Below are 23,179 nucleotides of genomic sequence, written 5' to 3' on the forward strand. Positions count from 1 at the left end.
CTTGAGTCATAGGGACTTGAGGGAGATGACAGATGAACGCGAACGAGCCTCGCGAGCAGGGCACCGGTGGGTGGAGCCAGTTCGGCGCCACTCCGCCGGCCGCCGGGGGCTTCCCCCGGCGGGACACGATCGTCATGGAGCAGCCGCCTCCTCCTCCGCCGTCCACCCCCGTCAAGGCGCGGCTCAACGCCGGGCAGAAGGCCGTCGCCGGGCTCGCGCTGGCCGCGATGGCCATCGGCGGCGGTGTCGTGGGGGCCGCCGTCGCGACCGCGTTCCAGCCCGAGCCGCAGCAGGTGGTCAGCGCGCCGAGCCCGGTGCTCAGGGCCGCCTCCAGCCAGCTCTCCACCGCTGAGGTGGCCGAGCGGGTGCAGCCGTCGGTGGTCATGATCCAGGGGCAGACGGGCGAGGGGTCGGGGGTCGTGCTCTCCGAGGACGGCCTCATCCTCACCAACAACCACGTGGTCGTCGGCGCCTCGCAGGGCGGGGGGCAGATGACGGTCAAGTTCAGCGACGGGAAGACGGCCAAGGCCAAGGTCGTGGGCACCGACCCGGCCACCGACCTCGCGGTCATCAAGGCCGAGGACGTCTCGGGCCTGACCAAGGCCACGCTGGGCGACAGCGACCAGCTCAAGGTCGGCGACGACGTGCTGGCCATCGGCAGCCCCCTCGGCCTGGACGGGTCGGTCAGCAGGGGCATCGTCAGCGCCCTGAACCGTACGCTCAAGCTGGGCGGCGAGCAGCGTCAGCAGCTTCCCCCCGGGTTCGGCGGCGAGCAGCAGCAGGCCCCGGTGGAGGGCACCACCATCGGCGACGTCATCCAGACCGACGCCGCCATCAACCCCGGCAACTCCGGCGGCGCGCTGGTGAACGCGGCGGGCGCGCTCGTCGGCATCAACACCGCCATCGCCTCCGACGCGGCCGGCGGCGGCGTCGGCTTCGCGATCCCGGTCAACACCGCCAAGCAGGTCGCCGAGCAGCTCATCAAGAGCGGCAAGGTCAGCCATGCCTTCCTCGGCGTGAGCGTCACCGACGCCACCGGCGACGTGCCCGGCGCGCTGATCCGGCAGGTGACCGCGGAAAGCCCGGCGGCCAAGGCCGGGCTGCAGGAGGGCGACCTCATCACCAAGATTGGGGACACACCTGTTGACTCAGGCGATACCGTTGTTGGACAGGTCAGAGGTTTCAAACCGGGCCAACAGGTCAAGATCACATATATGAGGGACGGTCGGTCCGCGGAGGCCACCGTCACCCTCCAAGAGAAGAAGTAAACACCAGGACCCCCTCCCGGAGACGGGTGTGCCGTTGAGATCGCTGCGGACTCGGCGGCACACCCCCCCATCAGGCGAAACGCCGGCCCTCGTCACGGCGGTACGCCCACGTCGCGGCGGCCGCCGCGATCACCGTCCAGACGCCCAGCATGATCAGCGCGATGCCGTCAGGGCGGGCCCCCGAAATGGCCGCCCAGATCAGCTCGGCCGCGCCCCTGGACGGAACGTACGGCGAGACGGCCTCCACGATGTCCGGCAGGATCTGCGGCGGCAGGATCAGCCCGCCCACGATCGCCACGGGGAAGAAGACGATCTGCGCCACCGCGAGCGCCGCCTTCGACGGCAGCGTCAGGCCGAGGAACAGGCCGATCAGCATGAACGGCACCCCTCCGCCGACCAGCGCGGCCAGCCCCAGGGCCAGCCGGACCGGCGTGATGACCGCCTCGGTCAGCAGGGCCGCGACCACCAGCACCGGCACCACCGACAGCAGCATGAGGACCACCGTCGAGACCATCCGCCCGGCCAGGCGCGGGAACGGCCCGGCGGGCAGCGTGCGCGTGTAGGGGTCCCAGGGCTGCTCGCGATCCTGTGAGACCGACGCGCTGAGCCCGATCACCGCCGAGGACATGGCGCCGAAGAACATCAGCGCCCCCGTCGCCGACGTCGCCGCCGCCGGGTCGCCGCCCGCGAACGGCACCACGAACGCCAGCATCGAGATGGCCGGGAACATGGAGCTGGCCAGGATCCCGATGGGCACCCTGAACTGCTCGACGAGCTGCAGCCGGGTGTGGGCCACGATCAGGCTAGACATGCGCGCTCTCCTTGGGGGGCGAGGTCGAGGTGATGGTGAGGAAGGCCTCCTCCAGCGTGGTCGGCCTGACCTCCAGCCCCGAGAACGGGATGCCGCTGCGCACCAGCTCGACCACCAGCCGGTCGGGATCGGTGGTCAGCAGGCTGACGCGGCCGTCCTGGCGTTCGGTGCTGAGCACGCCGGGCAGCTCGGGCAGGTCCTCGGCGTCGAGCGAGACGCGCCGCACCCCCACCATGTCGCGCACGGCCCGCACGGTGTCGTCGGCCAGGACGCGTCCCTGCCCGACGACGACCACGCGCTGGGCCAGCGCCTCGATCTCCTCCAGGTAGTGGCTGGTCAGGACGACCGTGCCGCCTTCGGCGTGGAAGGCCTGGATGCCGTCCCACAGGGTGCGCCTGGCCTCGACGTCGAGGCCGGTCGTCGGCTCGTCCAGGAACACCAGGCGCGGGCGGCCGGCGAAGGCCAGCGCCACGGCCAGGCGCCGCTTCTGGCCGCCGGACAGCCCGCCCACCTGCCGCTTGACCAGGTCGCTCAGGCCGAAGCGGTCGAGCAGTTCGTCCCTGCCGAGCGCGTCGGGGAAGTGGGCGCGCACGAAGTCGGCGATCTCGCCGACCCGCAGCGACTCGGGCAGGCCGGTCTCCTGCGGGGTCACGCCGATGCCCCGGCGGATGACGGGATCCTGGGGCGAGCCGCCGAACAGCTCGACCGTGCCGGAGGTCGGGCGGCGCAGCCCGACGAACAGGTTGATCAGGGTGGACTTGCCCGCGCCGTTCGGGCCGAGCAGGCCGACCAGCTCTCCTGCCCGGATGTCGAGCGAGACGCGGTCGAGCGCGAGCACGTCCCCGTAGCGGCGGGTGACCTCCACCGTTCTGGCGAGGGCCGTCATGGGGTTCCTCCAGCGTTGTCGAGCAAGGCGCGGATCGCCTTGGTGTAGTCCTCGAAGGCCAGCCGTCCGCGCTGGGTGAGCGCGACGTAGGTGACGGGGGTGCGGCCCTTGTGGGTCTTGGTGATGCGGACGTAACCGGCGTCCTCCAGCTTGGTCAGGTGCACCGAGAGGTTGCCGGCCGTCATCCCGAGCAGGTCCTTCAGCGAGGGGAAGGCGATCTCGTCGCGCCCGCCGAGGGTGTTGAGCGTGGCGACCACCCGCAGCCTGGCCTGCGCGTGGATCACCGGGTCGAGCTCGGGGACGGCCCCGTCGGGGCTCACATCCGCCGCCGCAGCACGACGCCGGCCGCGATGTAGCCGCCGCCGGTCAGCACGGCCGTCAGCAGCGCGTGCCAGCCGGCGCCGAGCATGACGCCCACGCCGTTGACCACCGCCGCCCACACGCCGACGAAGAACATCGGCCAGTACGTCCAGATCGCGCCGCCGGCCATGTAGAGCAGCGCGACGAGCATCATGAATCCGCCGCCCCACAGCAGGCCGCTCTCGGTGGCCGGGAGCTGGGGGCTGACGCGGATGGCGAGCACCGTCATGGAGACCAGGCCGGCCGCCCAGGCGTAGCCGTACATCATGCCCTTGGCCGAGGTCTCGCCGCGGACCTGCGCCCCCATCTTCACCATGCCGAAGATCGCGATCGCCCCGGCCAGCGACATGCCCGCGAACAGCACCATGAGCGCCTGCGGGCGGGAGATCGGCGCGTAGGGGACGCCGTCGAGGCCGTAGTGCAGGAACAGCGCCGTGAAGCCGAGCAGCCAGGCCACGCCCCAGGGCACGTAGAGCAGCACCGGGTCGCCGTGCAGGCGCCGGACCGTGACGGAGCGCTGCTGCTCGATCAGCCGCAGCGTCTCCTCGGGAGTACGCGCCCGATCGTCGTCCACCATGCCAACTCCTCTTACCCGCAAACAGGTTTGCATCATAAACCTGATGGCGGCGCAAACTCAAAGCGAGGGCAAGAGGAACGGCTACCGCCGGGTCAGCGCCTCGGACTCCCACAGGTCGCGGTAGTACCCGGGCGCCGCCACCAGCTCGTCGTGCCGTCCGCGCTGGACGACGCGGCCCTCGTCGAGCACCACGACCTCGTCCACCGACTCCAGGCCCTTGAGCCGATGGGTCACCAGCACGGTGGTGCGGTCGCGGATGACGTCCAGCAGGTCGGCCATCAGACGGTCGGCGGTCTCCTCGTCGAGCGCCTCGGCGGGCTCGTCCAGCAGCAGCACGGGCGGGTCGTACAGCAGCGCCCTGGCCAGGGCCAGGCGCTGGAGCTGGCCGCCGGAGACGGTCCTGCCGTCCTCGCCGAGCTCGGCGTCCCAGCCGGTGCGCTCGACCCACGGGCCGAGCCTGGCCTCCCGCACGGCCGCCGTCAGCCGCTCGTCGCCGGCGTCCGGCCCGGCCAGGCGCAGGTTGTCGCGCAGGGTGGTGCGGAAGATGTACGGGTCCTGGGTGAGGCCGGTCATCAGCGTGCGGACGTCGTCGCCGGACAGGTCGCGCAGGTCGGTCCCGTTGACGCGCACGCTTCCCGACTCCGGATCGACCAGGCGCATCAGCGCGGCCAGCAGCGTGCTCTTGCCCGCCCCGCTCGGGCCCACGATCGCCACCCGGCGGCCCGGGGTCAGGCGCAGGGAGACACCGTCGAGTGCGGGCCGCGCGGCGCCGGGGTGGCGGACGACGAGGTCGTCGACCTCGACCGTCAGCGGAGCCGACGGCACGGGCGCTGGCGCGGCCGGCTCGGCGACGGCCGGCGCGGCGGCGCGGACCTCGCGCAGCCGCCGGATCGCCGCGGTGATCCCGGCCATCCGCTCGCCCGCCGCCGCCAGCGGCAGCACCGGCTCGAACGACACCAGCGCGGTCAGCGCGAGCACCGCCGTCGCGACGGAGCCGGCGCCCGCCCCCTGGGCGAGCAGCACGATGGCCGCCACCGTCAGGCCCTGGGCCAGCGTCCCGACCGCCAGGGCGGCGGCGTGCACGCGCGACTGGCGGCGCTCCAGCGCGGCCAGCGCCTCGTCGGCGGCCAGCGCGCCGGACAGCGCCCGCTCGCCCGCGCCGTAGGCGGCCAGGTCGGCCGAGCCGTGCACGAGGTCGGCCACGCGGGCCGCCAGCGCGGCCCTGGCCGGCGCGATCCGGGCCGACCAGCGGCGCGCGGCGGCGGCGGTCGCGGCCGGCAGCAGCACGCCCGCCACCACGAGCCCGGCCACCAGCACCAGCGCGGTCAGCGGCAGCACGAACAGTCCGATGGCGACCGCGGCCAGCCCGGTCAGCAGCGCCGCGGCGGCCGGGAGCAGCGCGCGGACCAGCAGGTCCTGGACGGCCTCGGTGTCGTCCACCATGCGGCTGAGCAGGTCGGCGCCGCCGTGGCGGGGACGCTGGGGCGGGACGAGCGCCTGGTAGAGCCGCTCGCGGGTGCCGGCCTGGGCGCGCAGGGCCACGTCGTGGCCGGTGAGCCGTTCGGCGTAGCGGAAGACGCCCTTGCCGGTCGCGAACGCCCTGGTCGCCACGATGGCCACGCTCAGCGCGGCCAGGGACGGCTGCTGCGCGGCCCTGGTGATCAGCCAGGCGGCGGCCGCGATCAGCCCCAGCCCGGCCAGGTCGGCGGCCGCCCCGGCCAGCACGGCCCAGGCCAGGCGGGTGCCCATGCGCCGGTTCATCGCGCGCTCCCCTCGGGAAGGGAGACCGCGCTCTGCGGCTCCCGTTGACCGTCGCCGTCCGGGTGGGCCGGCGGCCGGTCGCGGGTGGTGTCGGCGACGACGCGGCCCTCGTGCACCCGCACGATCCGGTCGGCGAGGTCGATCATCGCGGGCCGGTGGGCGACGATGACGGCCGTGCGCCCCCGCGCCAGCTGCGCGGTGGCGGCCACGACGGCGGCCTCGCTGCGGCCGTCGAGGCGGGCGGTGGGCTCGTCGAGCAGCAGCGCCGTGGCGTCCGGGCGGCAGAAGCCGCGGGCCAGCGCCACGCGCTGCCGCTGGCCGGCCGACAGGTTCGCGCCGCGCTCGCCGACCACGGTGTCGAAACCCTGGGGCAGGCCGTCCACGAAGTCGGCGTGCGCGGCGGCGGCCGCCCGCCGGACCTCCTCCAGGGTGGCGCCGGGCGCGCCCAGCCGGATGTTGTCGGCCACGGAGGTGGTGAACAGGTGGGGCCGCTGCGGCACGTACGCCAGGGCTGCCCGCCAGCTGTCCAGGTCCAGCTCGCGCAGGTCGGCGCCGTCGATCAGGACGCGTCCCTCGGACGGGCGCAGGAAGCCCAGGACCAGGTGGAGGAGGGTGCTCTTGCCGCCGCCGCTCTCGCCGACCAGCGCCACCCGCTCGCCGGGCGCGATGGTGAGCGTCACGTTCTCCAGGGCGGGCTCGTCCCTGCCGGGGTAGCGGACGGTCACGTTCTCCAGGCGGATCTCCGGCGCTCCCTGCCCGTCGTACGGCCGGGCCGGGCCGGACGGGTCGCCGGCGGCCTCGTCCAGGACGGCGAAGGCCGCGTCGGCGGCGGCCACCCCCTCCATGGAGGCGTGGAACCGGGTCCCCATGGCCCGCAGCGGCAGGTACGCCTCCGGCGCCAGCAGCAGCACCAGCAGCGCCGTCGTCAGGTCCAGCGACCCGCCGAGCAGCCGCAGCCCGATCGGCACCGCCACCAGCGCCAGCGACAGCGACGCGCACAGCTCCAGCACCAGCGACGACAGGAACGCCACCCGCAAGGTGCGCATGGTCGCGCCGCGGTGGGCGTCGGCGACCTGCCGGATGACCGTGGCCTGGTAGCGGGCCCGTCCGAAGGCGCGCAGCGTGGGCAGCCCGCGCACCACGTCGAGGAAGTGCCCGCCGAGCCGCGACAGGGCGTGGAACTGCCGCTCGGTGACGGCCTTGGTGGTCATGCCGACCAGCGCGCCGAAGACGGGGATCAGCGGCAGCGTCACCAGCACGATCACCGCGCTGCCCAGGTCGGCGGCGAACAGCCGGACCAGCACGGCCACCGGCACCACGGCCGCCACCGCGATCGAGGGCAGGTAGCCGGTCAGGTAGGCGTCGAGGCCGTCCAGGCCGCGGCCGGTCAGCGTGACGAGCTCGCCCGACCGGTGACCGGTCAGCCTGGACGGCCCCAGCTCGCCCAGGCGGGCCAGCAGCCGGTGGCGCAGCGCGGACTTCACGCCCGTCGCGGTGCGCCCGGCGAAGACGCCCTGCGTCCAGGCCAGCAGCGCCCGGACGCCCACGACGGCGGCGAGCGCCCCCAGCGCGGCGGTGGTGAACCGGCCCGACAGCACGCCGGCCAGTAGCTCGGCCTGCGCGAGCACGAGCAGCCCGGCGAGCACGGCCGCGACCATGGTGACGGTCAGGTGGCGGCGCACCGAGCGCTCGGCCCGCATGAGCCGCAGAAGATCCTTATGCACGTGGCCTTCAGAAGAACGAGGGGAGCGGGACGGCGCCCTTACCTGGCCGGAAAGTCCGCCATACCCATACTTGCGCGCCCAGCATGATCGGCGCGAACGGCAACGCCATGACACTGAGCACATTCAACGTAGCCGCCGGCGCGCTGTGCTCCAGCAAATACGGCATGGCCCCCGCCAGCAGGCCGATCGCGGGCAGCGCGGCCACCAGCCCGGACAGCAGCAGCGCCCGCCCCGACCGCACGGCCCCGAACGCGCCCGGCTCCCGCCAGGCCAGGAACGTCCACCCGTGGAAGGCGAACAGCAGCGTCACCAGCACGCCCAGCAGCACCCCGACCGGATTCACCGGCGAGGAGGCGAACCCGGTCGCGGCGGCGTGCAGCGCCATGCCCCACCCGAACGACAACCCCAGCGACCCGAACGCGATCATCGCGTCCCAGAAGCCGCGCCACCTCGCGCCGTCCAGCCGCCGCCGGAACCACAGCCCGGCGTCGCGCACGATCCAGCTCAGCAGCATGGCCACCACCAGCGGGTAGAGCCCGAACAGCACCTCGCCCTCCAGGCGCGGGTACACCCCGAACAGCGTCCCGGCCACCGCCACCAGCCACACCTCGTTGGCCAGCACGAACGGCGCCATCGCGGCCACCATGCGGTCGCGGTTGCCGCGCGTCCTGCCCAGCACCGGCAGCAGCAGGCCGACGCCGAGGTCGAAGCCCTCCAGGGCGAAGTATCCGGCCAGCAGCACCGCGAAGAACAGGAACCAGATCACTTCCATGTCAGCACTCCTAGTAGCTCAGCGCCGGGGCGGGCTCGGCGCCGGCCGGGACCGCCCCGAGGTCGAGGTCGCGCGGGCCGCGCCGGACGACCCGGGCGATGAGGACGTAGTCGACGACCGCCAGCAGCCCCAGCACGCCGGCGAACCCGATCAGCGAGGCCGTGACCATGCCCGAGGTCAGGCCGGGCGTCAGGGCGTCGGCCACGGTGAGCTTGTGCCAGACCATCCACGGCTGGCGGCCGATCTCCCTGGCCATCCAGCCCAGGACGGCCAGCGCGAACGGCACCGGGGTCATCACGATCAGCACGAGGTGCGTCCACCGCCAGCGCGGCAGCCAGTAGATGAGCGGCAGGAGCACGAACAGCAGCACGAACGCCAGCAGCTGGCCGATCTCGATCATGAGCCCGAGCGGCACCCCGGCGCCCGCGTCGCCGTCGAACTTGCCCTCCTGGACGCCGCCGAACTGCGCGTACCCGAAGCCCAGGGCCAGGAAGGCGCCGACCGCCGCCACGCCGACCCCCGTGCGCAGCGACTTGGCGAAGAACAGCGTCTCGCGGGTGCGCCGCCGCAGCTGGTACGCGCTGGCCCCGGCCAGCACCAGGCCGCCGGTCAGCAGCCCCGCGCCGATGACGTGGGGGAAGGAGAAGACCAGCGTCTTGTTGGTGAGCAGGGCGCCGAAGTCGACCAGCTCCAGCCGGCCGTTCCTGACCACCGAGCCGGCCGGGTTCTGCAGGAAGGAGTTGGCGACCATGATGAAGAACGCGCTGGCGTACGCGGTCAGCGTCACCAGCCAGATGCAGGCCAGGTGCAGCCACTTGGGCAGCCGCCCCCACCCGAAGATCCACAAGCCGAGGAACGTGGACTCCAGGAAGAAGGCCACCAGCGTCTCCATGGCCAGCGGCGCGCCGAACACGTCTCCGGCGTAGTGGGACAGCCCGCTCCACGACAGCCCGAACTGGAACTCCATCACCAGGCCGGTGACGATGCCCAGGGCGTAGTTGATGACGTAGATCTGCCCCCAGAACCGCGTCATGCCGCCGTGCAGCGCGCTGCCGGAGAGCACGTGGCGGGTGTGCATGAGCGCCACGACCGGCGCCAGCCCGAGCGTGAGCACGACGAACAGGAAGTGCAGGCTTCCCGTCACGGCGAACTGCGTGCGGGCGAGTTCGAGTACGTCCATTCGATCGACTCCGTTGTTGTGTCTACCTACATATAGGCAGCCTACATGTAGACTGGCTACATGGCGAACGGTTGTCTAGGATCAGGAGCATGAATCCAGACGCGCTGCGCGGGCACATGGACGCGTTGCTGCTCTCGGTGCTGGAGCGGGAGCCGCTGCACGGCTACGCGATCATCGAGGCGCTCCAGGAGCGCAGCGGGGGCGCGCTGAGCGTGCCCACCGGCACCGTCTATCCGGCGCTGCGGCGGCTGGAGCGGGTCGGCTACCTGGCCAGCGAGTGGGCCACGGTGGGTGGGCGCAAGCGGCGCACGTACCGGCTGACCGACCCGGGCAGGAAGCAGCTCGAAGGGGAGCGGTCGGCCTGGCGGGAGTTCACCAGCGTGATCGGCGGCGTGCTCCAGGCCGACACCCGGGCCGACGCACGGGCCGACGCGCGGGCCTCAGGCTGACGGGGCGGCGGCGGGCCGGCGGGTGCGGCTGACTCGCAGGCAGCGCGTGGCGCCGTAGATCTGCAGGCCCCAGAACGCGGTCGTGACCAGGTTGGCCAGGAACGCGGGCAGGTAGCCGGTCATCGTGCCCGGCCCGGGCGGGCTGTAGGACAGCACGAGGCTCATGGCGCCGCCGAGCGGCAGCATGCCCCACACGACGATGCCCAGCGACCTGGTCACCAGGTGCGGACGGCGGATCCAGCGCGCGCCCCGGCCCAGCGCCAGCAGGGCGAGGCCGCCGTACAGGCCGGTGGCGAGCTGGCAGATGTCGAGCAGCTTCGAGATCAGGTGGTACCAGGCCGGACGGCCCACCCACAGCGCCGGGTCGGCGGGGTAGGTCCGCCACACCATCGACCACATGAGCGCGGTCAGCGGGACGCTGATGAACAGCAGCAGACCCAGCCGCCGCCCGGCCACGGCCGTCAGCTCGCTCTGGTAGCCGGGGGCGATCTCGGTGACCGGGCCGAACTCCGCGACCGCCAGCCGCTCGGCCTCGGCGCGGTCGAGGCCGTCGGCCTCCAGGGCGTCGGCGGTGTCGGACAGGCTGTCGCGGGCCTCGACGACCAGGTCGCGCTTCGCGCCGGACGGGCCGGAGAGCGCGCGATCGAGGTCGGCCACGTAGTCGTCGATCCGCATGATCCCAGTTTACGGAGTGAGCCGCCGATGGCCTATCAGGGAAGTCCCCGATATTTCACGCCGCGACTTGATATGTCGGAAAAATCCTACATATAGTGTCCGACATGCTGATTTCCGGGATCCTCACTGTCACTGTGCCCGTCGCCGACCAGGCGCGGGCGCTCGACTTCTACACCGGCGTGCTCGACTTCGAGGTGCGCACCGACAACCCGTTCCCCATGGGCCGCTGGCTCACCGTCGCCCCCAAGGGTGTGGCGACCACGCTCCTGCTGGCCTCCTGGTTCCCCGAGATGGCCCCCGTCGGCGGGCTCGTGGTGGCCGCGCCCGACCTCGACGCGCTGGCCGCCCGGCTCGCCGGGCACGACGTCGCCTTCGAGGGGCCGAGCGAGCAGGCGTGGGGACGCCAGCTCCTCTTCCAGGACCCCTTCGGCAACGGGTTCGTGGTCAGCCAGGCATGACCGCCGACCACGTCTTCACCGCGCTGGCCAGCCCGGCCCGGCGCGAACTGCTGCGCCTGCTGCTCCAGGAGGGCCCCCAGCCCGCCGGACGGCTGGCCGAGCGCTTCGACATGAGCCGGCCCAGCGTCTCGGAGCATCTCAAGGTGCTCAAGGACGCCGGGCTCGTGGCCGAGGCCCGCAAGGGGCGCGAACGGCACTACCGGCTGGAGGCCGAGCCGCTCATGGAGATCCGCGACTGGCTCACCCCGTACGAGAGGTTCTGGCGCGAGAAGCTGACCGGCCTGTCCGCACTGCTCGACGAGATGGAGGAAGAGGATGGCTGAGGACCGGACCGCGATCAGGCTGGACGAGTTCCTCAAGCACCCGCCGGCCAAGGTGTGGCGGGCGCTGACCGATCCCGAGCTGATGGCCCGCTGGCTGATGCCCAACGACTTCCGGCTGGAGGTGGGCCACCGGTTCACGTTCACCACCCAGCCCAGGAAGGCGGTGGGGTTCGACGGGACGGTCCACTGCCAGGTGCTGGAGTTCGAGGCGGAGAAGCTGCTGCGGATCAGCTGGAGCGACCGCAAGCAGGCCGACTGGACGGTCACCTGGCGGCTGGTGCCGGAGGGCCGGGGCACCCGGCTGTTCCTCGACCACGAGGGCTTCGACCCCGACGACCCCACCCAGCAGCTCTCCCGCCGGATCATGGGCGGCGGCTGGCCCCGGCACTTCGCCGTCATCGGCGACCTGGCCGCCACCCTCTGAGCCGGGCTCCTACATGGCCGGGAGCTCGCGGGTCAGGCGCGAGCTCCACGGGCACCAGTGGCCGCCCGGCAGGAACGCGCCGCCCGCCTCGTCGAGGTGGTCCTCCACGTACGTCATGCTCGCGTCGCAGACCTCGATGGCCACGTCGAAGAAATTGATCGTCTCGGGCTGCAGGTGGTAGCTCCACCGGGCGTTGTAGGCGACGGGCCGCTTGACGATGCGGCCGTGCACGTGCGGCCGCTCGTCGGTGGCGCCGGCCAGCAGGTCGCGGGCGTGCCGGATGGAGTCGGGGTCGGTGAGCTGCATGACGAACCGGGACCGGCCGTCGGTGTCGGTGAACTCGAAGTACGCCTCTCCGGCCGCCTGGGCCGGGACGGCTCCCGCCGCGGCGAGCAGGACGACGGACGCCAGCACAGCGCTGATCTTGGTGACGATGCGGGGCACGGGGGACACCTCCGAAACTGTCGGCCGCACTCTGCGACTCGTCACCCAAAGTAATCGAGCGAATGCGCAAAGTCACTAGGGCGGAAGCCGGAGATGGGCCATGACCTGCGCGGCCACCTCCTGCGGCGGCCGGCCGTCGGTGTCCAGGCGCACGTCGCCCGCCCCCGCCCGGTCGAGGGCGGCGGCCTCCCGCGCCGCCCGCCCGGCCACGGCCCGCAGGGCGTCCGGGCCGAGCCCCCGCAGCTCGTCGCCGGGCAGCGCCGGGCCGCCTCCCCGGCCGCGCAGCAGCACGCGTTCCAGCAGCGTGGCGGGGGAGGCGTGCAGCCGGAACACGGTCGGCGTCAGGCCGGGAAGCAGGCGGGCGCAGGCGCGGACGGTCTCGTCGGAGTCCGCCCCGCCGGAGACGACCAGGCATCCGGCCCCGGCCGCCCGGTACCCGTCCCACAGCGCGGCCAGGCCGTGCGCCCTGAGCCGGCGGCCCTCCTCCTCGGTGGACGGGCGCAGCGCGGCGATCTGCCGCAGATCGACGTAGGCGGCCCGTACGCCCGACCGGTGGACGCGGCCGAAGACCTCGTAGCCGACCATCGACTTCCCGGCCGCCGTCGCCCCCGAGAACCACACCAGGGGAACCGGCACGCCGGCACCGGCACCCCCGCCCGGATCGGCCGGGGCGGGCGCCGGCTCGGTGGCGGTGGCGGTGGCGGGGACGGGCGGCGGCCATCCGCCCAGCCGGTCGAGCACCAGCCGGGCCGTCTCGGCCACCGTCCGGCCGCCGGTGTCCACGCACAGGTCGGCGTACCGGCTGCGGTCCTGCTCGACGGCCTCGGCCACGGCCGCCTCCACCAGGTCCGGACGCCAGCCCCGCCCCAGGAACCGCTCCCGCAGCTCCGCGTGCGGCACCCGCAACCGGCACACGGTGAACGCCGCGCCGGGCAGCAGCGCGGTGTACTCGCCGACCTCCTCGGGGGTGTCCACGAACCCGGCCAGCACCAGGCAGCGCATCCCCGCGCGCCGGAACCCGGGCCACAGGGCCGCCAGGTTGCGCGCCCGCAGGCGATGCGTGCCGCCCTCCGGCGCCGGATGGCACAGGGCGATCTGGTCGGCGTCGAGGAACGCCGCCTTGACGCCGCCCCGGCCCAGATGGTCGAAGATCTCCCACCCGGCCGAGGACTTCCCGGCGCCCGTGGGGCCCGTCAACCAGAGCAGCGGCAGCGGATCGGTACTCACCGGCGCGACCCTAGCGAGCCCGGTCCGCCGCCTGCCACCGCATTTCCGCCCGCCTGCCGGTGGATGACCGGTGGGGGACGGCTCGGCCCGGCTACTGGTGGAGGACCGGGTTGTGGTGGACCGCCTGGCGGGCCGCGTGCGAGGTGGAGCTCCACAACACCGCCGCCGCCGTCAGCGCCGCCAGCAGCGTGCACCAGGCCACCGCGCGTCCGAGCCGCATGCCGTACCCCCACAGCAGCCACGACAGCGACAGCCACCAGTGCTCACCGGCCTGGCGGCGCATCTCCATGGCGGCGAAGGCGAAGTCGGCCGAGGTGTCGCGGTCCTCGATCCGGCCGCGCAGCTCGGCGTAGAGGGCGGCCAGCAGGTCGGGGGTGGTGGGCGAGCCGCCGGAGGCGTCCCAGCCGCGCAGGGCGTGCTCGTCGGCCAGCGCGCTGCGCCGCGAGATCCAGCGCAGCATCGGACGGCGCAGGCTGACTCGCACGCCGCGCGGCGTGAGCGCGAACGTGCAGTTCCTGACCCGCACCCCGGCCGGGTGCATGAGCCCGGCGAAGCCGCACCCCGACAGGTCGAGGCCGGTCAGCGTGAGGCTGGCGGCGTCCACCTGGCGCAGCGAGCTCAGCATCGACAGGCCCTTGCCGGTCACCGAGGCGGGCCCGTGCAGCACGGCGCCCTCCAGGTCGGCGCTGGAGTCGGTCAGCCGCACGGTGGCGGCCCCGAAGACCTCGGCCCGCCGCAGGTCCACGCCGCAGCGCGCGACCGTCACGTCGAGCAGGCCGTCGGCGCGGGCGCGCGCGGCCGAGAGCCTGCCGGAGGCCGACAGGTAGGCGTCCCCGGCGAAGTGGGCGTAGTCGAACCCCGCCTGCCCGCGCACCTTGCGGAAGGAGAGCGTCCGGCCGAACCTGGCCCCGCGGAACGTGGCGCCGGTGCCCAGGCGGGCGTCGTCGAAGGTGGCGTAGCCGTCGAACCGGGCGCCCTCGCAGGAGAGCCCGTGCTCGAAGACGGCCTGGCCGAACAGCGCGTCGCGGGACATCACGGCCCGGTCGAGCGAGACGTGCCCCCGGACGCGTACGCCGTGGAAGGACAGCTCGCGCGTGAACCTGGCCGCCGCCAGCGACACGTTGCCCTCGAATCGGGCTCCGAAGAAGGAGGCGAGCCGCTCGAACCTGGCTCCGTCGAGCGACACGTCCCCGGCGAACGTCACGCCCGACAGCCTGACGTCGCCGGTGAACCTGGCCCGGTCGAGCCGGGCGCGGCCCGGTCTGCAACTCGTCGCCTCCAGGACCCGCGACAGCAGGTCGCCGTTGACGGTGGTGCCGCGGAGGTCGAGCAGCCTGCCGGGGGACAACCGGGCGAGGACGGCGGGCAGGTCCTCGGCCGGCAGATGCGCCAGGCACAGGCCGGACGGCTGTTGGGCGATTCCGGGGCAGGCAGCAGAAAACGCGCAGGTGACCCAGTCCATGCACTGGTCATACCCGCGTGCCGCCGATGTCAAGGTTCGATGATTTAATGTTCTATCCACTTTTGTGTGGAAATATGCGGTCAATAATCCCTCTAAAGTGCCGGTCATGCGCGTTTTATCCCGAGCAGCACTCGCTGCCCTCGTGGCGGGCGCCCTGACCGCCACCCCGGCCATCGCCGACACGGCGGCGGCGCCCTGTGACACCCCGGCCGACCGCCGCGTCGCCGAGGTGCAGGGCAGCGGCGACACCGGCCCCCTGACCGGCCAGACCGTACGGGTCGAAGGCATCGTGACCGGCGACTTCCAGCGGACCGACCAGCTCAGCGGCTTCTTCCTCCAGGACCCGCGGCCGGACGCCGACCCCAGGACCTCCGAGGGCCTGTTCGTCTTCGCCCGCGAGTCCGTCAAGGACGTCAAGACCGGCGACCGCGTCCTGGTCACCGGCAAGGCCACCGAGTTCAACGGCTGGACCGAGCTGTCCCCGGTCACCGCCGTGGACGTCTGCGGCACCGGGAGCGTGGCGGCGCAGCCGTACACGCTGCCCCCGGCCGCGGACGGCCTGGAGGCCGTCGAGAACATGCTGCTCACCTTCCCGCAGCCGCTCACCGTGGACGACAACTACAACCTGGGCCGCTTCGGCGAGGTCACGGTGTCGGCGCACGGCCGGCTGTACCAGCCCACCGACCGGCCCGGCGTGGACCCCGCCGCCGACACGCGCCGCTCGCTGCTCATCGACGACGGCTCCAACCGGGAGAACCCGGCGACGCTGCCGCCCGTCACGCGGGCGGGCACCGTGGCCGCCGGCGTCACCGGCGTGCTCGGGTACGGCTTCGGCGAGTACCGCCTCCAGCCCACCCAGCCCATCGCCTACCTGGACGCCAACCCGCGCACGCCGCGCCCCTTCCCGGTGGTGGGCAACGTGAAGGTGGCCTCGTTCAACACCCTCAACTGGTTCACCACCATCGGCTCGCGCGGCGCGAGCAACGCCGGCGAGCAGCAGCGGCAGCTCGCCAAGCTGGTGGCCGCGCTGAAGGGCCTGGACGCCGACGCGGTCGCCCTGATGGAGGTCGAGAACAACGGCCAGACCGCGCTGCAGGCGCTCGTGGACGCCGTCAACGCCGAGGTCGGCGCCGGCACGTACGCGGCGCTCAGCCACCCCTACCCCGGCACGGACCTCATCCAGGTCGGCCTGATCTACAAGCCGGGCAAGCTCACCCCGGTCGGCGAGACCAGAGCCTCCCAGGACCCGGTCTTCAGCCGTCCGCCGCTGATCCAGACCTTCCGCAGGAAGGGCGGCGGCCAGCCGTTCACCATGATCGTCAACCACCTCAAGTCCAAGGGCAGCTGCCCGGCCGACGGCCCCGACGCCGACCAGGGCGACGGCCAGAGCTGCTGGAACCCCACCCGCGTCAAGCAGGCGCAGGCGCTGCTCGGCATCATCGGCGACCAGGACCTGCCCAACCCGCTGGTGCTCGGCGACCTCAACGCCTACGGCGAGGAGGACCCGATCGACACGCTGGAGGCCGGCGGCCTGACCAGCCTCACCAAGCGGTTCGTGCCGCAGGCGCAGCGCTACAGCTACCTGTTCGACGGCCTGGCCGGCGAGCTCGACCACGCCTTCGCCGGCAAGCAGCTGCTCAAGCGGGTGACCAGCACCACGATCTGGCACATCAACTCCGACGAGCCGCGCATCCGCGACTACAACACCGAGTTCAACCCGCCCGGCCTCTACCAGCCGGACGCCTACCGCTCCTCCGACCACGACCCCCTGGTGATCGGCCTGACCCTGCCCGGCGGCCGCTGACCCGTGCGGAAGGCGCGGCCCGCGGGCCGCGCCTTCCGGCGTTCCGGATCGCCCGCCGCAGCGGGGTTGCGGGCCCTCAGGGCATGGAATGCTGGTGGGGGGTACGTGGTTGACACGGTTGCAATTTCACCGAAGAGCGAGGAGCCACTTGTGGCGACCATCGAAGTAACAGAGAAGAACTTCAACGACATCGCCGACAAGGGCATTGTGCTGCTCGACTTCTGGGCGACGTGGTGCCCGCCGTGCAAGAAGTTCGGGCCGATCTTCGAGGCGGCCTCCGACAAGCACGACGACATCACCTTCGGCAAGATCGACACCGACGCCGAGCAGGCGCTCGCCCAGGGCTTCGACATCACCTCGATCCCCACGCTGATGGCCATCCGCGACGGCATCGTGGTCTTCGCCCAGGCCGGCGCGATCCCGGCCCCGGCCCTGGAGGACCTGATCCGCCAGGTCCGCGCCCTCGACATGGACGCGATCCGGGCCGAGCTCAGCGAGGAGCTGAAGAACGCCGAGCAGAACTGACCCCGGCAGGCCCCGCCGGCACGGCGGGGCCCTCGCGTCGCCCGGCCCGCGCCAGGGCGGCGGCCAGCGGGAACAGCGCGATCACCACGAGCGTGCCGGGCAGCCCGGCCAGGCGTGACAACGCGCCCGCCACGCCCAGCCCGATCCCGCCGCCGACGAAGAACGTCAGGTTCAGCAGGCCCATCGCGCCGCCGCGCCGCTCCACCGGGAAGCTCGCCGACATCCGGGCCGTGATCACCACCTGCGCCAGCGAGAACGCCGGGAACCCGAGCGAGGCGGCCACCACCAGCAGCACCGCGGCCCATCCCGCCGGCCCGCCGTGCCCGTGCTGCCCGCCGGTGAGCGCTCCGGCGAGCCCCGCCGCGACCAGGCAGAGCGCGAACGCCGCGGCCACCGCGGGCAGCAGCCACGACCGGGTGCCCGCGATCCTGGCCAGCACCACGCCCACCAGCGCGCCCGGCAGCAGCCAGGCGCCGATCGCCGGCACGCTCCACCCGTGCACCCCGGCCAGGAGTTGGGGGGCGGCCCACATGGTGGCGAACAGGCCGCCGTACACGCCGACGCCGATGAGGGCGGCCCCGCGGAAGACGCGGTCGGCCGGCAGGTCACGCGGGACGAACCCGCCCGCGACCGTACGGGTGCGCCGGACCAGCGCGGCCCCCGCGAGCACCGCCACCGCCCCGGCCAGCGCCGCGACCGGCCAGGTGAGCCCCAGGTTGGCCGACTGGACGAGCACGAGGAACGCCGACACGCCCGCCGCCAGCAGCCCCGCGCCCACGACGTCCACCCGGCCGCCCGACCCCGCCCGCCGCGCCACCGGCAGGCAGAACGGCACCGCCACCAGCGCCAGCGCGGGCAGCGCGAGCGTGAGCCGCCACGACAACGCCTGGGTGACCAGCCCGCCGGCCAGCGTCGCGCCCGCCGAGAACACCGCCATGGCGCTGCCGAACCAGGCCAGCACCGCCTGACGGCGCTCCGGCTCGGCCGTCGCCGCCAGGTTCAGCGCGACCGCCGACAGCGCGCCCGACCCGGCCGCCAGCACCGCCCGCGCCGCCACGAGCGCGCCCAGCGACGGCGCCACCAGGCAGGCCAGCGCCCCGAGCGCCAGCACCGCCGAGCCGAGCAGCAGGGTGCGGCGCACCCCCCACGCGTCCGACAGACGCCCGAACAGCGCCGTCCCGATGCCCAGCGCCAGCGCGTGCGCGGTCAGCACCCACACCACCGCGCCAGGACGCGCCCCCAGTGCGGCGGCGACGTCCGGCAGGGCGACCCCGGCCGCCGTGACGCCGAACACGGCCGGGCCGAAGAGCGCGCCCAGCCTGATCCCGATCGATCCACTCCCGTTCATGTCGGCCAGTCCATCGCGGGAAGAGCGGGCGAACCAGGAGACGTTCTCCTGGACAGTCATCACAGATCATGATGAATGGAGACACAGTGGAGCTGCGGCAGCTCGCCTACTTCGTCGCCGTCGCCGACGAGGGCGGTTTCGGCCGGGCCGCCGAGCGGCTGCACATCGTGCAGCCCGCGGTCAGCCAGCAGGTGAGCAGGCTGGAACGCGAGCTGGGCGCCCGCCTGTTCGACCGGTCGACCCGGCACGTGCGGCTGACGGAGGCGGGGGAGCGGCTGCTGCCCGAGGCCCGCGAGGTGCTCGCCGCGGCCGAACGGGCCCGCCGGGCGGTCACCGGCCATCTGGCCGAGGCCACCCTGCGGCTCGGCGTGTCCGCCGCGCCCGGCACCCGCCTGTACCCGATGCTCGACCGGCTCGACCCCGGCCTGCGGGTCCGGCTCGCCAAACAGGGGCTGGCCGAGCGGCTGGCGGCGGTGCGCTCCGGCGACCTGGACGCCGCGCTGGTGCGTCTGGTGGACGCCGCGCCCGGCCTGGAGTTCTTCCCCGCCTGGACCGAGCCGCTGGTCGTGGCGCTGCCCGCTGCCCATCCGCTGGCCGGCTCCGGCACGCTCAGCCTCGCCCAGCTGGGCGAGCTGCCCGTACGGCTCGCCCCCCGCGAGCGCAACCCGCCCTTCCACGACCTGGTCACCGGGGCCCTGGCGCGGGCGGGCGTGGACCCGCCGCGCGGCCCGGCCTTCACCGGCCTGCACGACACGCTCATCGACCTGGCCTCGGGCCCGCCGTCGTGGACGCTGTTCTACCCGGTCTTCGACGAGCTGCCGCCGATCCGCGGCGTGGCCTACGCCGGCCTGGACGAGCCCGAGGTGCGCACGTACCTCGCCGTGCCGGCCGGGCCGCCGACGGCCCGGGTGCGACACCTCCTGGCGGCCCTGCCCTGACCGGGCCCCTGACCGGGCCCCTGACCGGGCCCCTGACCGGGCCCCTGACCGGGCCCCTGACCGGGCCCCTGACCGCGGCCCGGACCGGGGGCCGCGATCCGGCCGTCCGTCAGGGCTTGCGGGCGACGCCGACGTAGCCGACGTCGGTGCCGTTCGTCAGGGCGGGCGGCTCGGTGGGACGCCAGTCCTGGGGGAAGACCAGGCCGGGGTCGGCCAGCTCGTAGCCCTCGAAGAAGGTCAGGATCTCCTTGTCGGTCCGCAGGCTCAGCGCGGCCGTGGCCTGGTTGTAGACCTCCAGCGCCTGCGGGGTGGTGTCGGGCCTGGCGTCGATGGCGTGGCTGATCACCAGGTGGCTGCCGGGGGCGCTGACCTCGCGCAGCCGGGCCACGATGGGGTGGGCCTGCTCGTCGGGGATGAAGTGCAGGATCGCCAGCATGAGGAAGGCCACCGGCTGGTCGAAGTCGATCAGCGCGCCCAGCTTGTCCAGCAGGGCGTCCACCTCGCGGATGTCGGCCTGCAGGATGTCGACGTTGTCCGTACGGGCCAGCAGCGCCCGGCCGTGGACGCACACCACCGAGTCGTAGTCGACGTAGACCACGCGGGCCTCGGGCGCGATCTCGTGCGTGTTGCCCTGGGTCGGCAGCCCGGCGCCCAGGTCGACGATCTGCCGTACGCCCGAGTCCACCAGATGCCGGACGGCCCGCTGCAGGAACGCCCGGTTGGCGCGGGCGGCCTCCTTGGTGTTGGGGAACACCTTGAGGATCTGCTCCGCCGCGGCGCGGTCGGCCGCGAAGTTGTCCTTGCCGTCGAGGTAGTAGTCGTACATCCGCGCGACGTTGGGGACGTTGGGGTCGACCCCCTCGGGGGCACTGTCCACGATTTCTCCCGAAATTTCGGTCCTTCGGGTGATCATAGCCTCGCCGACCCCGCCCGCACTGGAATTCGGTTCGGTTGTCCGCGCGGCGCGCGTCACGAACCCGCGCCGCGCGGAACCGGCTCACCCAGGGCGGCCCCCGCCCTCAGCGGCACGGCCCAGCCCTGGTAGCGCCCAGCCTGGTAGAGCTCAGCCCTGGTAGAGCTCAGCCCTGGTAGAGCCCAGCCCTGGTAGAGCTCAGCCCCGGTAGAGCTCGGCCACGCGGAAGGCGAGGTCGAGGGACTGGCCGCGGTTGAGCCGCGGGTCGCAGGCCGTCTCGTAGCGGGTGCCGAGGTCGCCCTCGACGATCTCGTGGCCGCCGCCCACGCACTCGGTGACGTCGTCGCCGGTGAACTCGATGTGGATGCCGCCCGGGTGGGTGCCGAGCGCGCGGTGGACCTCGAAGAACCCGGCCACCTCGTCGAGCACGTCGTCGAAGTGGCGCGTCTTGTGCCCGCTCGGCGCCTCGAAGGTGTTGCCGTGCATCGGGTCGCAGATCCAGGCCACCTGGGCGCCGGCGGCCGTGACCTCCTTGACCAGGGTGGGCAGGTGCTCGCGGATCTTGGACGCGCCCATCCGGGTGATGAACGTGAGCCGGCCGGGCTCGTTGTCCGGGTTGAGCTTCTCGATCAGCGCGAGCGCCTCCTCCGGCGAGGTCGTCGGCCCGAGCTTGACGCCGATCGGGTTGCGGATGCCGGCGAAGAAGTCGACGTGCGCGCCGTCGAGCTGGCGGGTGCGCTCGCCGATCCAGACCATGTGCGCCGAGACGTCGTAGGGCAGGCCGGTGCGCGAGTCGATGCGGGTGAGCGCCCGGTCGTAGTCGAGGATGAGCGCCTCGTGGGAGGAGTAGAACTCGACCGTGTGGAACTCCTCGGGCTCGGCCCCGCAGGCCCGCATGAAGGCCAGCGCCTGGTCGATCTCGCGGGCCAGCTGCTCGTAGCGGCGCCCGGCGGGCGACTCGGCCACGAAGTCCTGGTTCCAGGCGTGCACCTGGCGCAGGTCGGCGTAGCCGCCCTTGGTGAAGGCGCGCGCCAGGTTGAGCGTCACCGCCGAGGAGTGGTACGCCTTGAGCAGCCGCCACGGGTCGGGCTCGCGCGACTCGGGGGTGAACTCGAACCCGTTGACCATGTCGCCCCGGTAGGCCGGCAGCTCCACGCCGTCGCGGATCTCGGTGCCCTTCGACCGCGGCTTGGCGAACTGGCCCGCCACCCGGCCGATCTTCACGACCGGCACCTTCGCCGCGTAGGTCAGCACGATCGCCATCTGCAGCAACGTCTTGAGCTTGTTGCGCACGTTGTCGGCGGTCGCGCCGGAGAAGGTCTCGGCGCAGTCGCCGCCCTGCAGGACGAACGCCTCTCCGCGCGAGACGGCCGCCAGCTGCCTCTTGAGCTGGTCGCACTCGCCGGCGAAGACGAGCGGGGGCAGGCCGCCGAGCTCGGCGACGACCTTGTCGAGCTCACCGCGATCGGGCCAGTCGGGCTGCTGGGCCGCGGGAAGGGCTCGCCAGGAATCGAGATCCACGAGATTGCTGCTCACGAGATACGAGGGTATTCCACTGACCCGGCCCCACCGACCCTCTTGTCCACGTTGTGAGAATGCATTTATCAGCTTTCGGGAGACTTCACATGCTCAGGCAGCACCCCGAGGCCGATGAAACGCCGCGGCAGCCGGTTGAACAGCGGAATTCTGGTGAGGTCACGCGGCATCCTGGACGCGTCGAACCGCCGCCCCAGCGCCGGCGTGATCACCTGGTTCTGCACCAGGCGCTGGGCCGCCTGGGTGACCCGCGTGGGCAGCATGCGCCGCCGCTGCAGCCGGTGCAGGACGGACTCCGGGATCGGCAGGCCCGCGGCGAGCGGCGCGGCCAGCAGGTTGGCGGCGGCCACCGCGTCCTGGACGGCCAGGTTGATGCCCACCCCGAACACCGGCGACATGGCGTGCGCGGCGTCCCCGATGCACAGGAACCCCGGGCGGTGCCAGCGGCGCAGCCGGTTGAGCGCGACCGTGAGCACGCTGACGTCGTCGAAGCCCTCGATCTGCCCGACCCGGTCGGCCAGGTACGGCAGCAGCGTGGCCACCGGCCGCCTGAGGGCGTCGACGCCCTGCCCGGTCAGCCGCCCGAAGCCGCCCTTGGGGATCAGGTAGGCGAGCTGCCAGTAGGTCTCCCGGTTGATGGCGACCATCATGTGGCCGCTGGAGATGCGCAGGAACGTGTCGTCGGGGTCGTCGTCGTGCCGGGGCAGGCGGAACCAGACCACGTCCATCGGCGCGTGCAGGTCCTGGGGGACCAGGCCGGCGCGGGCGCGCAGCGCCGAGTGCCGCCCGTCGGCCGCCACGGTCAGCGTGGCCCGCAGCTCGTGCTCGCCGGACGGGTCGCGGTAACGCACCCCGCGCACGGCCCCGCCCTCGCGGATCAGGTCGTGGGCCTCGGCGTTCATCAGCAGCCGGAAGTTCGGGTACGCGCTCGCGGCCGTGGTGACCAGCTTGAGGAAGTCCCACTGGGGCACGAACGCGATGTAGTCGTAGCCGCCCGGCAGGCCGCGCAGGCTGGCGAGCCTGATGTCGCCGGTGTCGGTCACCAGCCGCAGCTCGTGGGCCTTGCGGTGGGGCAGCTTCAGGAAGTCCTCCGCCAGGCCGAGCTCGGCCAGCACGCGCAGGGTGGAGGGGTGGATCGTGTCGCCGCGGAAGTCACGCAGGAAGTCGGCGTGCTTCTCCAGCAGCGTGACCTCGACGCCGGCCCTGGCCAGCAGCAGTCCGAGCACGGCCCCGGCGGGACCGCCTCCGGCTATCACACAAGTCATAATTCATCACCCAATGAGATTGTGCCACGTCCCCGGAAATGAGCAACCC

The 23,179-nt window shown here is 73.1% G+C and carries 24 protein-coding genes; 8 read left to right on the top strand and 16 right to left on the bottom strand.

What is annotated here, in order from left to right:
* The first annotated feature begins 32 nt into the window (after positions 1 to 32).
* The gene (locus ACIBQ6_RS04235) at positions 33 to 1,268 is read left to right on the top strand and encodes a S1C family serine protease (protein ID WP_397210175.1); all 1,236 of its coding nucleotides are present in this window, start codon (positions 33 to 35) and stop codon (positions 1,266 to 1,268) included.
* A 70-nt stretch (positions 1,269 to 1,338) separates the two neighbouring features.
* Here ACIBQ6_RS04235 and ACIBQ6_RS04240 read toward each other — a convergent pair whose 3' ends face one another.
* The 8 genes from ACIBQ6_RS04240 to ACIBQ6_RS04275 form a co-directional block, all read right to left on the bottom strand.
* Positions 1,339 to 2,079, bottom strand: a complete 741-nt coding sequence (locus tag ACIBQ6_RS04240; RefSeq protein ID WP_364333811.1) for an ABC transporter permease — start codon at positions 2,077 to 2,079, stop codon at positions 1,339 to 1,341.
* Entirely contained in the window at positions 2,072 to 2,965 is an 894-nt protein-coding gene (locus ACIBQ6_RS04245) for an ABC transporter ATP-binding protein (RefSeq protein WP_358293095.1), read from the bottom strand. The genes ACIBQ6_RS04240 and ACIBQ6_RS04245 overlap by 8 nt, the downstream gene beginning before the upstream one ends.
* A complete protein-coding gene (locus tag ACIBQ6_RS04250; protein ID WP_352328377.1) occupies positions 2,962 to 3,285 on the bottom strand; it encodes a transcriptional regulator in 324 nt (107 codons plus the stop codon). Before ACIBQ6_RS04250 ends, ACIBQ6_RS04245 begins: the two co-directional genes overlap by 4 nt.
* Complete coding sequence (locus ACIBQ6_RS04255; RefSeq protein ID WP_397210176.1) at positions 3,282 to 3,902, bottom strand: hypothetical protein; 621 nt, start codon at positions 3,900 to 3,902, stop codon at positions 3,282 to 3,284. Before ACIBQ6_RS04255 ends, ACIBQ6_RS04250 begins: the two co-directional genes overlap by 4 nt.
* A gap of 81 nt (positions 3,903 to 3,983) precedes the next feature.
* A complete protein-coding gene (gene cydC, locus ACIBQ6_RS04260) occupies positions 3,984 to 5,663 on the bottom strand; it encodes a thiol reductant ABC exporter subunit CydC (protein WP_397210178.1) in 1,680 nt (559 codons plus the stop codon).
* Positions 5,660 to 7,387, bottom strand: coding sequence for a thiol reductant ABC exporter subunit CydD (gene cydD, locus ACIBQ6_RS04265; protein ID WP_397210180.1), 1,728 nt, complete (start codon positions 7,385 to 7,387; stop codon positions 5,660 to 5,662). Before cydD ends, cydC begins: the two co-directional genes overlap by 4 nt.
* A gap of 7 nt (positions 7,388 to 7,394) precedes the next feature.
* On the bottom strand, positions 7,395 to 8,159 hold the full coding sequence (locus tag ACIBQ6_RS04270) for a cytochrome d ubiquinol oxidase subunit II (RefSeq protein WP_364333798.1): 765 nt from the start codon (positions 8,157 to 8,159) through the stop codon (positions 7,395 to 7,397).
* 10 nt (positions 8,160 to 8,169) lie between these two features.
* Positions 8,170 to 9,339 carry a cytochrome ubiquinol oxidase subunit I gene (locus tag ACIBQ6_RS04275; RefSeq protein ID WP_397210182.1) on the bottom strand — a complete coding sequence of 390 codons (1,170 nt, stop codon included), beginning with the start codon at positions 9,337 to 9,339 and terminating at the stop codon, positions 8,170 to 8,172.
* Between the two features lie 89 nt (positions 9,340 to 9,428).
* Between ACIBQ6_RS04275 and ACIBQ6_RS04280 the strand changes: the two genes are divergently transcribed.
* Positions 9,429 to 9,788, top strand: a complete 360-nt coding sequence (locus ACIBQ6_RS04280) for a helix-turn-helix transcriptional regulator (RefSeq protein WP_397210184.1) — start codon at positions 9,429 to 9,431, stop codon at positions 9,786 to 9,788.
* On the opposite strand, the gene ACIBQ6_RS04285 is transcribed toward ACIBQ6_RS04280, so the two are convergent.
* Positions 9,780 to 10,463, bottom strand: a complete 684-nt coding sequence (locus ACIBQ6_RS04285) for a permease prefix domain 1-containing protein (RefSeq protein ID WP_387669866.1) — start codon at positions 10,461 to 10,463, stop codon at positions 9,780 to 9,782. The genes ACIBQ6_RS04280 and ACIBQ6_RS04285 overlap by 9 nt on opposite strands.
* Positions 10,464 to 10,567: 104 nt before the next feature.
* Between ACIBQ6_RS04285 and ACIBQ6_RS04290 the strand changes: the two genes are divergently transcribed.
* The 3 genes from ACIBQ6_RS04290 to ACIBQ6_RS04300 are packed head-to-tail and all read left to right on the top strand — an operon-like array spanning position 10,568 to position 11,668.
* Complete coding sequence (locus ACIBQ6_RS04290; RefSeq protein ID WP_397210186.1) at positions 10,568 to 10,921, top strand: VOC family protein; 354 nt, start codon at positions 10,568 to 10,570, stop codon at positions 10,919 to 10,921.
* A complete protein-coding gene (locus ACIBQ6_RS04295) occupies positions 10,918 to 11,244 on the top strand; it encodes an ArsR/SmtB family transcription factor (protein WP_397210189.1) in 327 nt (108 codons plus the stop codon). The genes ACIBQ6_RS04290 and ACIBQ6_RS04295 overlap by 4 nt, the downstream gene beginning before the upstream one ends.
* Positions 11,237 to 11,668: an SRPBCC domain-containing protein gene (locus ACIBQ6_RS04300; protein WP_358293069.1), complete on the top strand. Its 432-nt coding sequence runs from the start codon at positions 11,237 to 11,239 to the stop codon at positions 11,666 to 11,668. Before ACIBQ6_RS04295 ends, ACIBQ6_RS04300 begins: the two co-directional genes overlap by 8 nt.
* A gap of 9 nt (positions 11,669 to 11,677) precedes the next feature.
* Here ACIBQ6_RS04300 and ACIBQ6_RS04305 read toward each other — a convergent pair whose 3' ends face one another.
* The 3 genes from ACIBQ6_RS04305 to ACIBQ6_RS04315 form a co-directional block, all read right to left on the bottom strand.
* A complete protein-coding gene (locus tag ACIBQ6_RS04305) occupies positions 11,678 to 12,112 on the bottom strand; it encodes a calmodulin-binding protein (protein WP_358293066.1) in 435 nt (144 codons plus the stop codon).
* 75 nt (positions 12,113 to 12,187) lie between these two features.
* Complete coding sequence (locus ACIBQ6_RS04310; protein WP_397210191.1) at positions 12,188 to 13,339, bottom strand: hypothetical protein; 1,152 nt, start codon at positions 13,337 to 13,339, stop codon at positions 12,188 to 12,190.
* Positions 13,340 to 13,430: 91 nt separating this feature from the next.
* Complete coding sequence (locus tag ACIBQ6_RS04315; RefSeq protein ID WP_397210193.1) at positions 13,431 to 14,801, bottom strand: pentapeptide repeat-containing protein; 1,371 nt, start codon at positions 14,799 to 14,801, stop codon at positions 13,431 to 13,433.
* 106 nt (positions 14,802 to 14,907) lie between these two features.
* On the opposite strand from ACIBQ6_RS04315, the gene ACIBQ6_RS04320 reads away from it, so the two are divergent.
* Entirely contained in the window at positions 14,908 to 16,605 is a 1,698-nt protein-coding gene (locus tag ACIBQ6_RS04320; RefSeq protein ID WP_397210194.1) for an ExeM/NucH family extracellular endonuclease, read from the top strand.
* Between the two features lie 150 nt (positions 16,606 to 16,755).
* Positions 16,756 to 17,130 (top strand): thioredoxin family protein, encoded by a 375-nt coding sequence (locus ACIBQ6_RS04325; RefSeq protein WP_352351738.1) that lies wholly within the window; start codon positions 16,756 to 16,758, stop codon positions 17,128 to 17,130.
* On the opposite strand, the gene ACIBQ6_RS04330 is transcribed toward ACIBQ6_RS04325, so the two are convergent.
* On the bottom strand, positions 17,096 to 18,538 hold the full coding sequence (locus ACIBQ6_RS04330; RefSeq protein WP_397210196.1) for an MFS transporter: 1,443 nt from the start codon (positions 18,536 to 18,538) through the stop codon (positions 17,096 to 17,098). The two genes, ACIBQ6_RS04325 and ACIBQ6_RS04330, sit on opposite strands and share 35 nt — an antisense overlap.
* A 26-nt stretch (positions 18,539 to 18,564) precedes the next feature.
* On the opposite strand from ACIBQ6_RS04330, the gene ACIBQ6_RS04335 reads away from it, so the two are divergent.
* Positions 18,565 to 19,416, top strand: coding sequence for a LysR family transcriptional regulator (locus ACIBQ6_RS04335; RefSeq protein ID WP_358293054.1), 852 nt, complete (start codon positions 18,565 to 18,567; stop codon positions 19,414 to 19,416).
* Positions 19,417 to 19,525: 109 nt separating this feature from the next.
* Here ACIBQ6_RS04335 and ACIBQ6_RS04340 read toward each other — a convergent pair whose 3' ends face one another.
* From ACIBQ6_RS04340 to ACIBQ6_RS04350, 3 genes are all read right to left on the bottom strand, one after another.
* Positions 19,526 to 20,293 carry an SAM-dependent methyltransferase gene (locus ACIBQ6_RS04340; RefSeq protein WP_358293052.1) on the bottom strand — a complete coding sequence of 256 codons (768 nt, stop codon included), beginning with the start codon at positions 20,291 to 20,293 and terminating at the stop codon, positions 19,526 to 19,528.
* Between the two features lie 234 nt (positions 20,294 to 20,527).
* Positions 20,528 to 21,865 carry a class II 3-deoxy-7-phosphoheptulonate synthase gene (locus ACIBQ6_RS04345; protein ID WP_352351730.1) on the bottom strand — a complete coding sequence of 446 codons (1,338 nt, stop codon included), beginning with the start codon at positions 21,863 to 21,865 and terminating at the stop codon, positions 20,528 to 20,530.
* 68 nt (positions 21,866 to 21,933) lie between these two features.
* Positions 21,934 to 23,130, bottom strand: coding sequence for an FAD-dependent oxidoreductase (locus tag ACIBQ6_RS04350; RefSeq protein WP_358293049.1), 1,197 nt, complete (start codon positions 23,128 to 23,130; stop codon positions 21,934 to 21,936).
* Positions 23,131 to 23,179: the final 49 nt, after the last annotated feature.

The organism is Nonomuraea sp. NPDC049655 (assembly GCF_044465465.1).
GTDB lineage: Bacteria > Actinomycetota > Actinomycetes > Streptosporangiales > Streptosporangiaceae > Nonomuraea.

Excerpts from the sequence above, each read along its gene's own strand:
- ACIBQ6_RS04350 (WP_358293049.1), bottom strand. The coding sequence starts at position 23,130 with ATGACTTGTGTGATAGCCGGAGGCGGTCCCGCCGGGGCCGTGCTCGGA.
- ACIBQ6_RS04315 (WP_397210193.1), bottom strand. The coding sequence starts at position 14,801 with ATGGACTGGGTCACCTGCGCGTTTTCTGCTGCCTGCCCCGGAATCGCC.
- ACIBQ6_RS04295 (WP_397210189.1), top strand. The coding sequence starts at position 10,918 with ATGACCGCCGACCACGTCTTCACCGCGCTGGCCAGCCCGGCCCGGCGC.
- ACIBQ6_RS04280 (WP_397210184.1), top strand. The coding sequence starts at position 9,429 with ATGAATCCAGACGCGCTGCGCGGGCACATGGACGCGTTGCTGCTCTCG.
- ACIBQ6_RS04320 (WP_397210194.1), top strand. The coding sequence starts at position 14,908 with ATGCGCGTTTTATCCCGAGCAGCACTCGCTGCCCTCGTGGCGGGCGCC.
- ACIBQ6_RS04275 (WP_397210182.1), bottom strand. The coding sequence starts at position 9,339 with ATGGACGTACTCGAACTCGCCCGCACGCAGTTCGCCGTGACGGGAAGC.
- ACIBQ6_RS04240 (WP_364333811.1), bottom strand. The coding sequence starts at position 2,079 with ATGTCTAGCCTGATCGTGGCCCACACCCGGCTGCAGCTCGTCGAGCAG.
- ACIBQ6_RS04255 (WP_397210176.1), bottom strand. The coding sequence starts at position 3,902 with ATGGTGGACGACGATCGGGCGCGTACTCCCGAGGAGACGCTGCGGCTG.
- ACIBQ6_RS04270 (WP_364333798.1), bottom strand. The coding sequence starts at position 8,159 with ATGGAAGTGATCTGGTTCCTGTTCTTCGCGGTGCTGCTGGCCGGATAC.
- ACIBQ6_RS04330 (WP_397210196.1), bottom strand. The coding sequence starts at position 18,538 with ATGACTGTCCAGGAGAACGTCTCCTGGTTCGCCCGCTCTTCCCGCGAT.
- ACIBQ6_RS04285 (WP_387669866.1), bottom strand. The coding sequence starts at position 10,463 with ATGCGGATCGACGACTACGTGGCCGACCTCGATCGCGCGCTCTCCGGC.
- cydC (WP_397210178.1), bottom strand. The coding sequence starts at position 5,663 with ATGAACCGGCGCATGGGCACCCGCCTGGCCTGGGCCGTGCTGGCCGGG.
- ACIBQ6_RS04235 (WP_397210175.1), top strand. The coding sequence starts at position 33 with ATGAACGCGAACGAGCCTCGCGAGCAGGGCACCGGTGGGTGGAGCCAG.
- ACIBQ6_RS04300 (WP_358293069.1), top strand. The coding sequence starts at position 11,237 with ATGGCTGAGGACCGGACCGCGATCAGGCTGGACGAGTTCCTCAAGCAC.
- ACIBQ6_RS04245 (WP_358293095.1), bottom strand. The coding sequence starts at position 2,965 with ATGACGGCCCTCGCCAGAACGGTGGAGGTCACCCGCCGCTACGGGGAC.
- ACIBQ6_RS04290 (WP_397210186.1), top strand. The coding sequence starts at position 10,568 with ATGCTGATTTCCGGGATCCTCACTGTCACTGTGCCCGTCGCCGACCAG.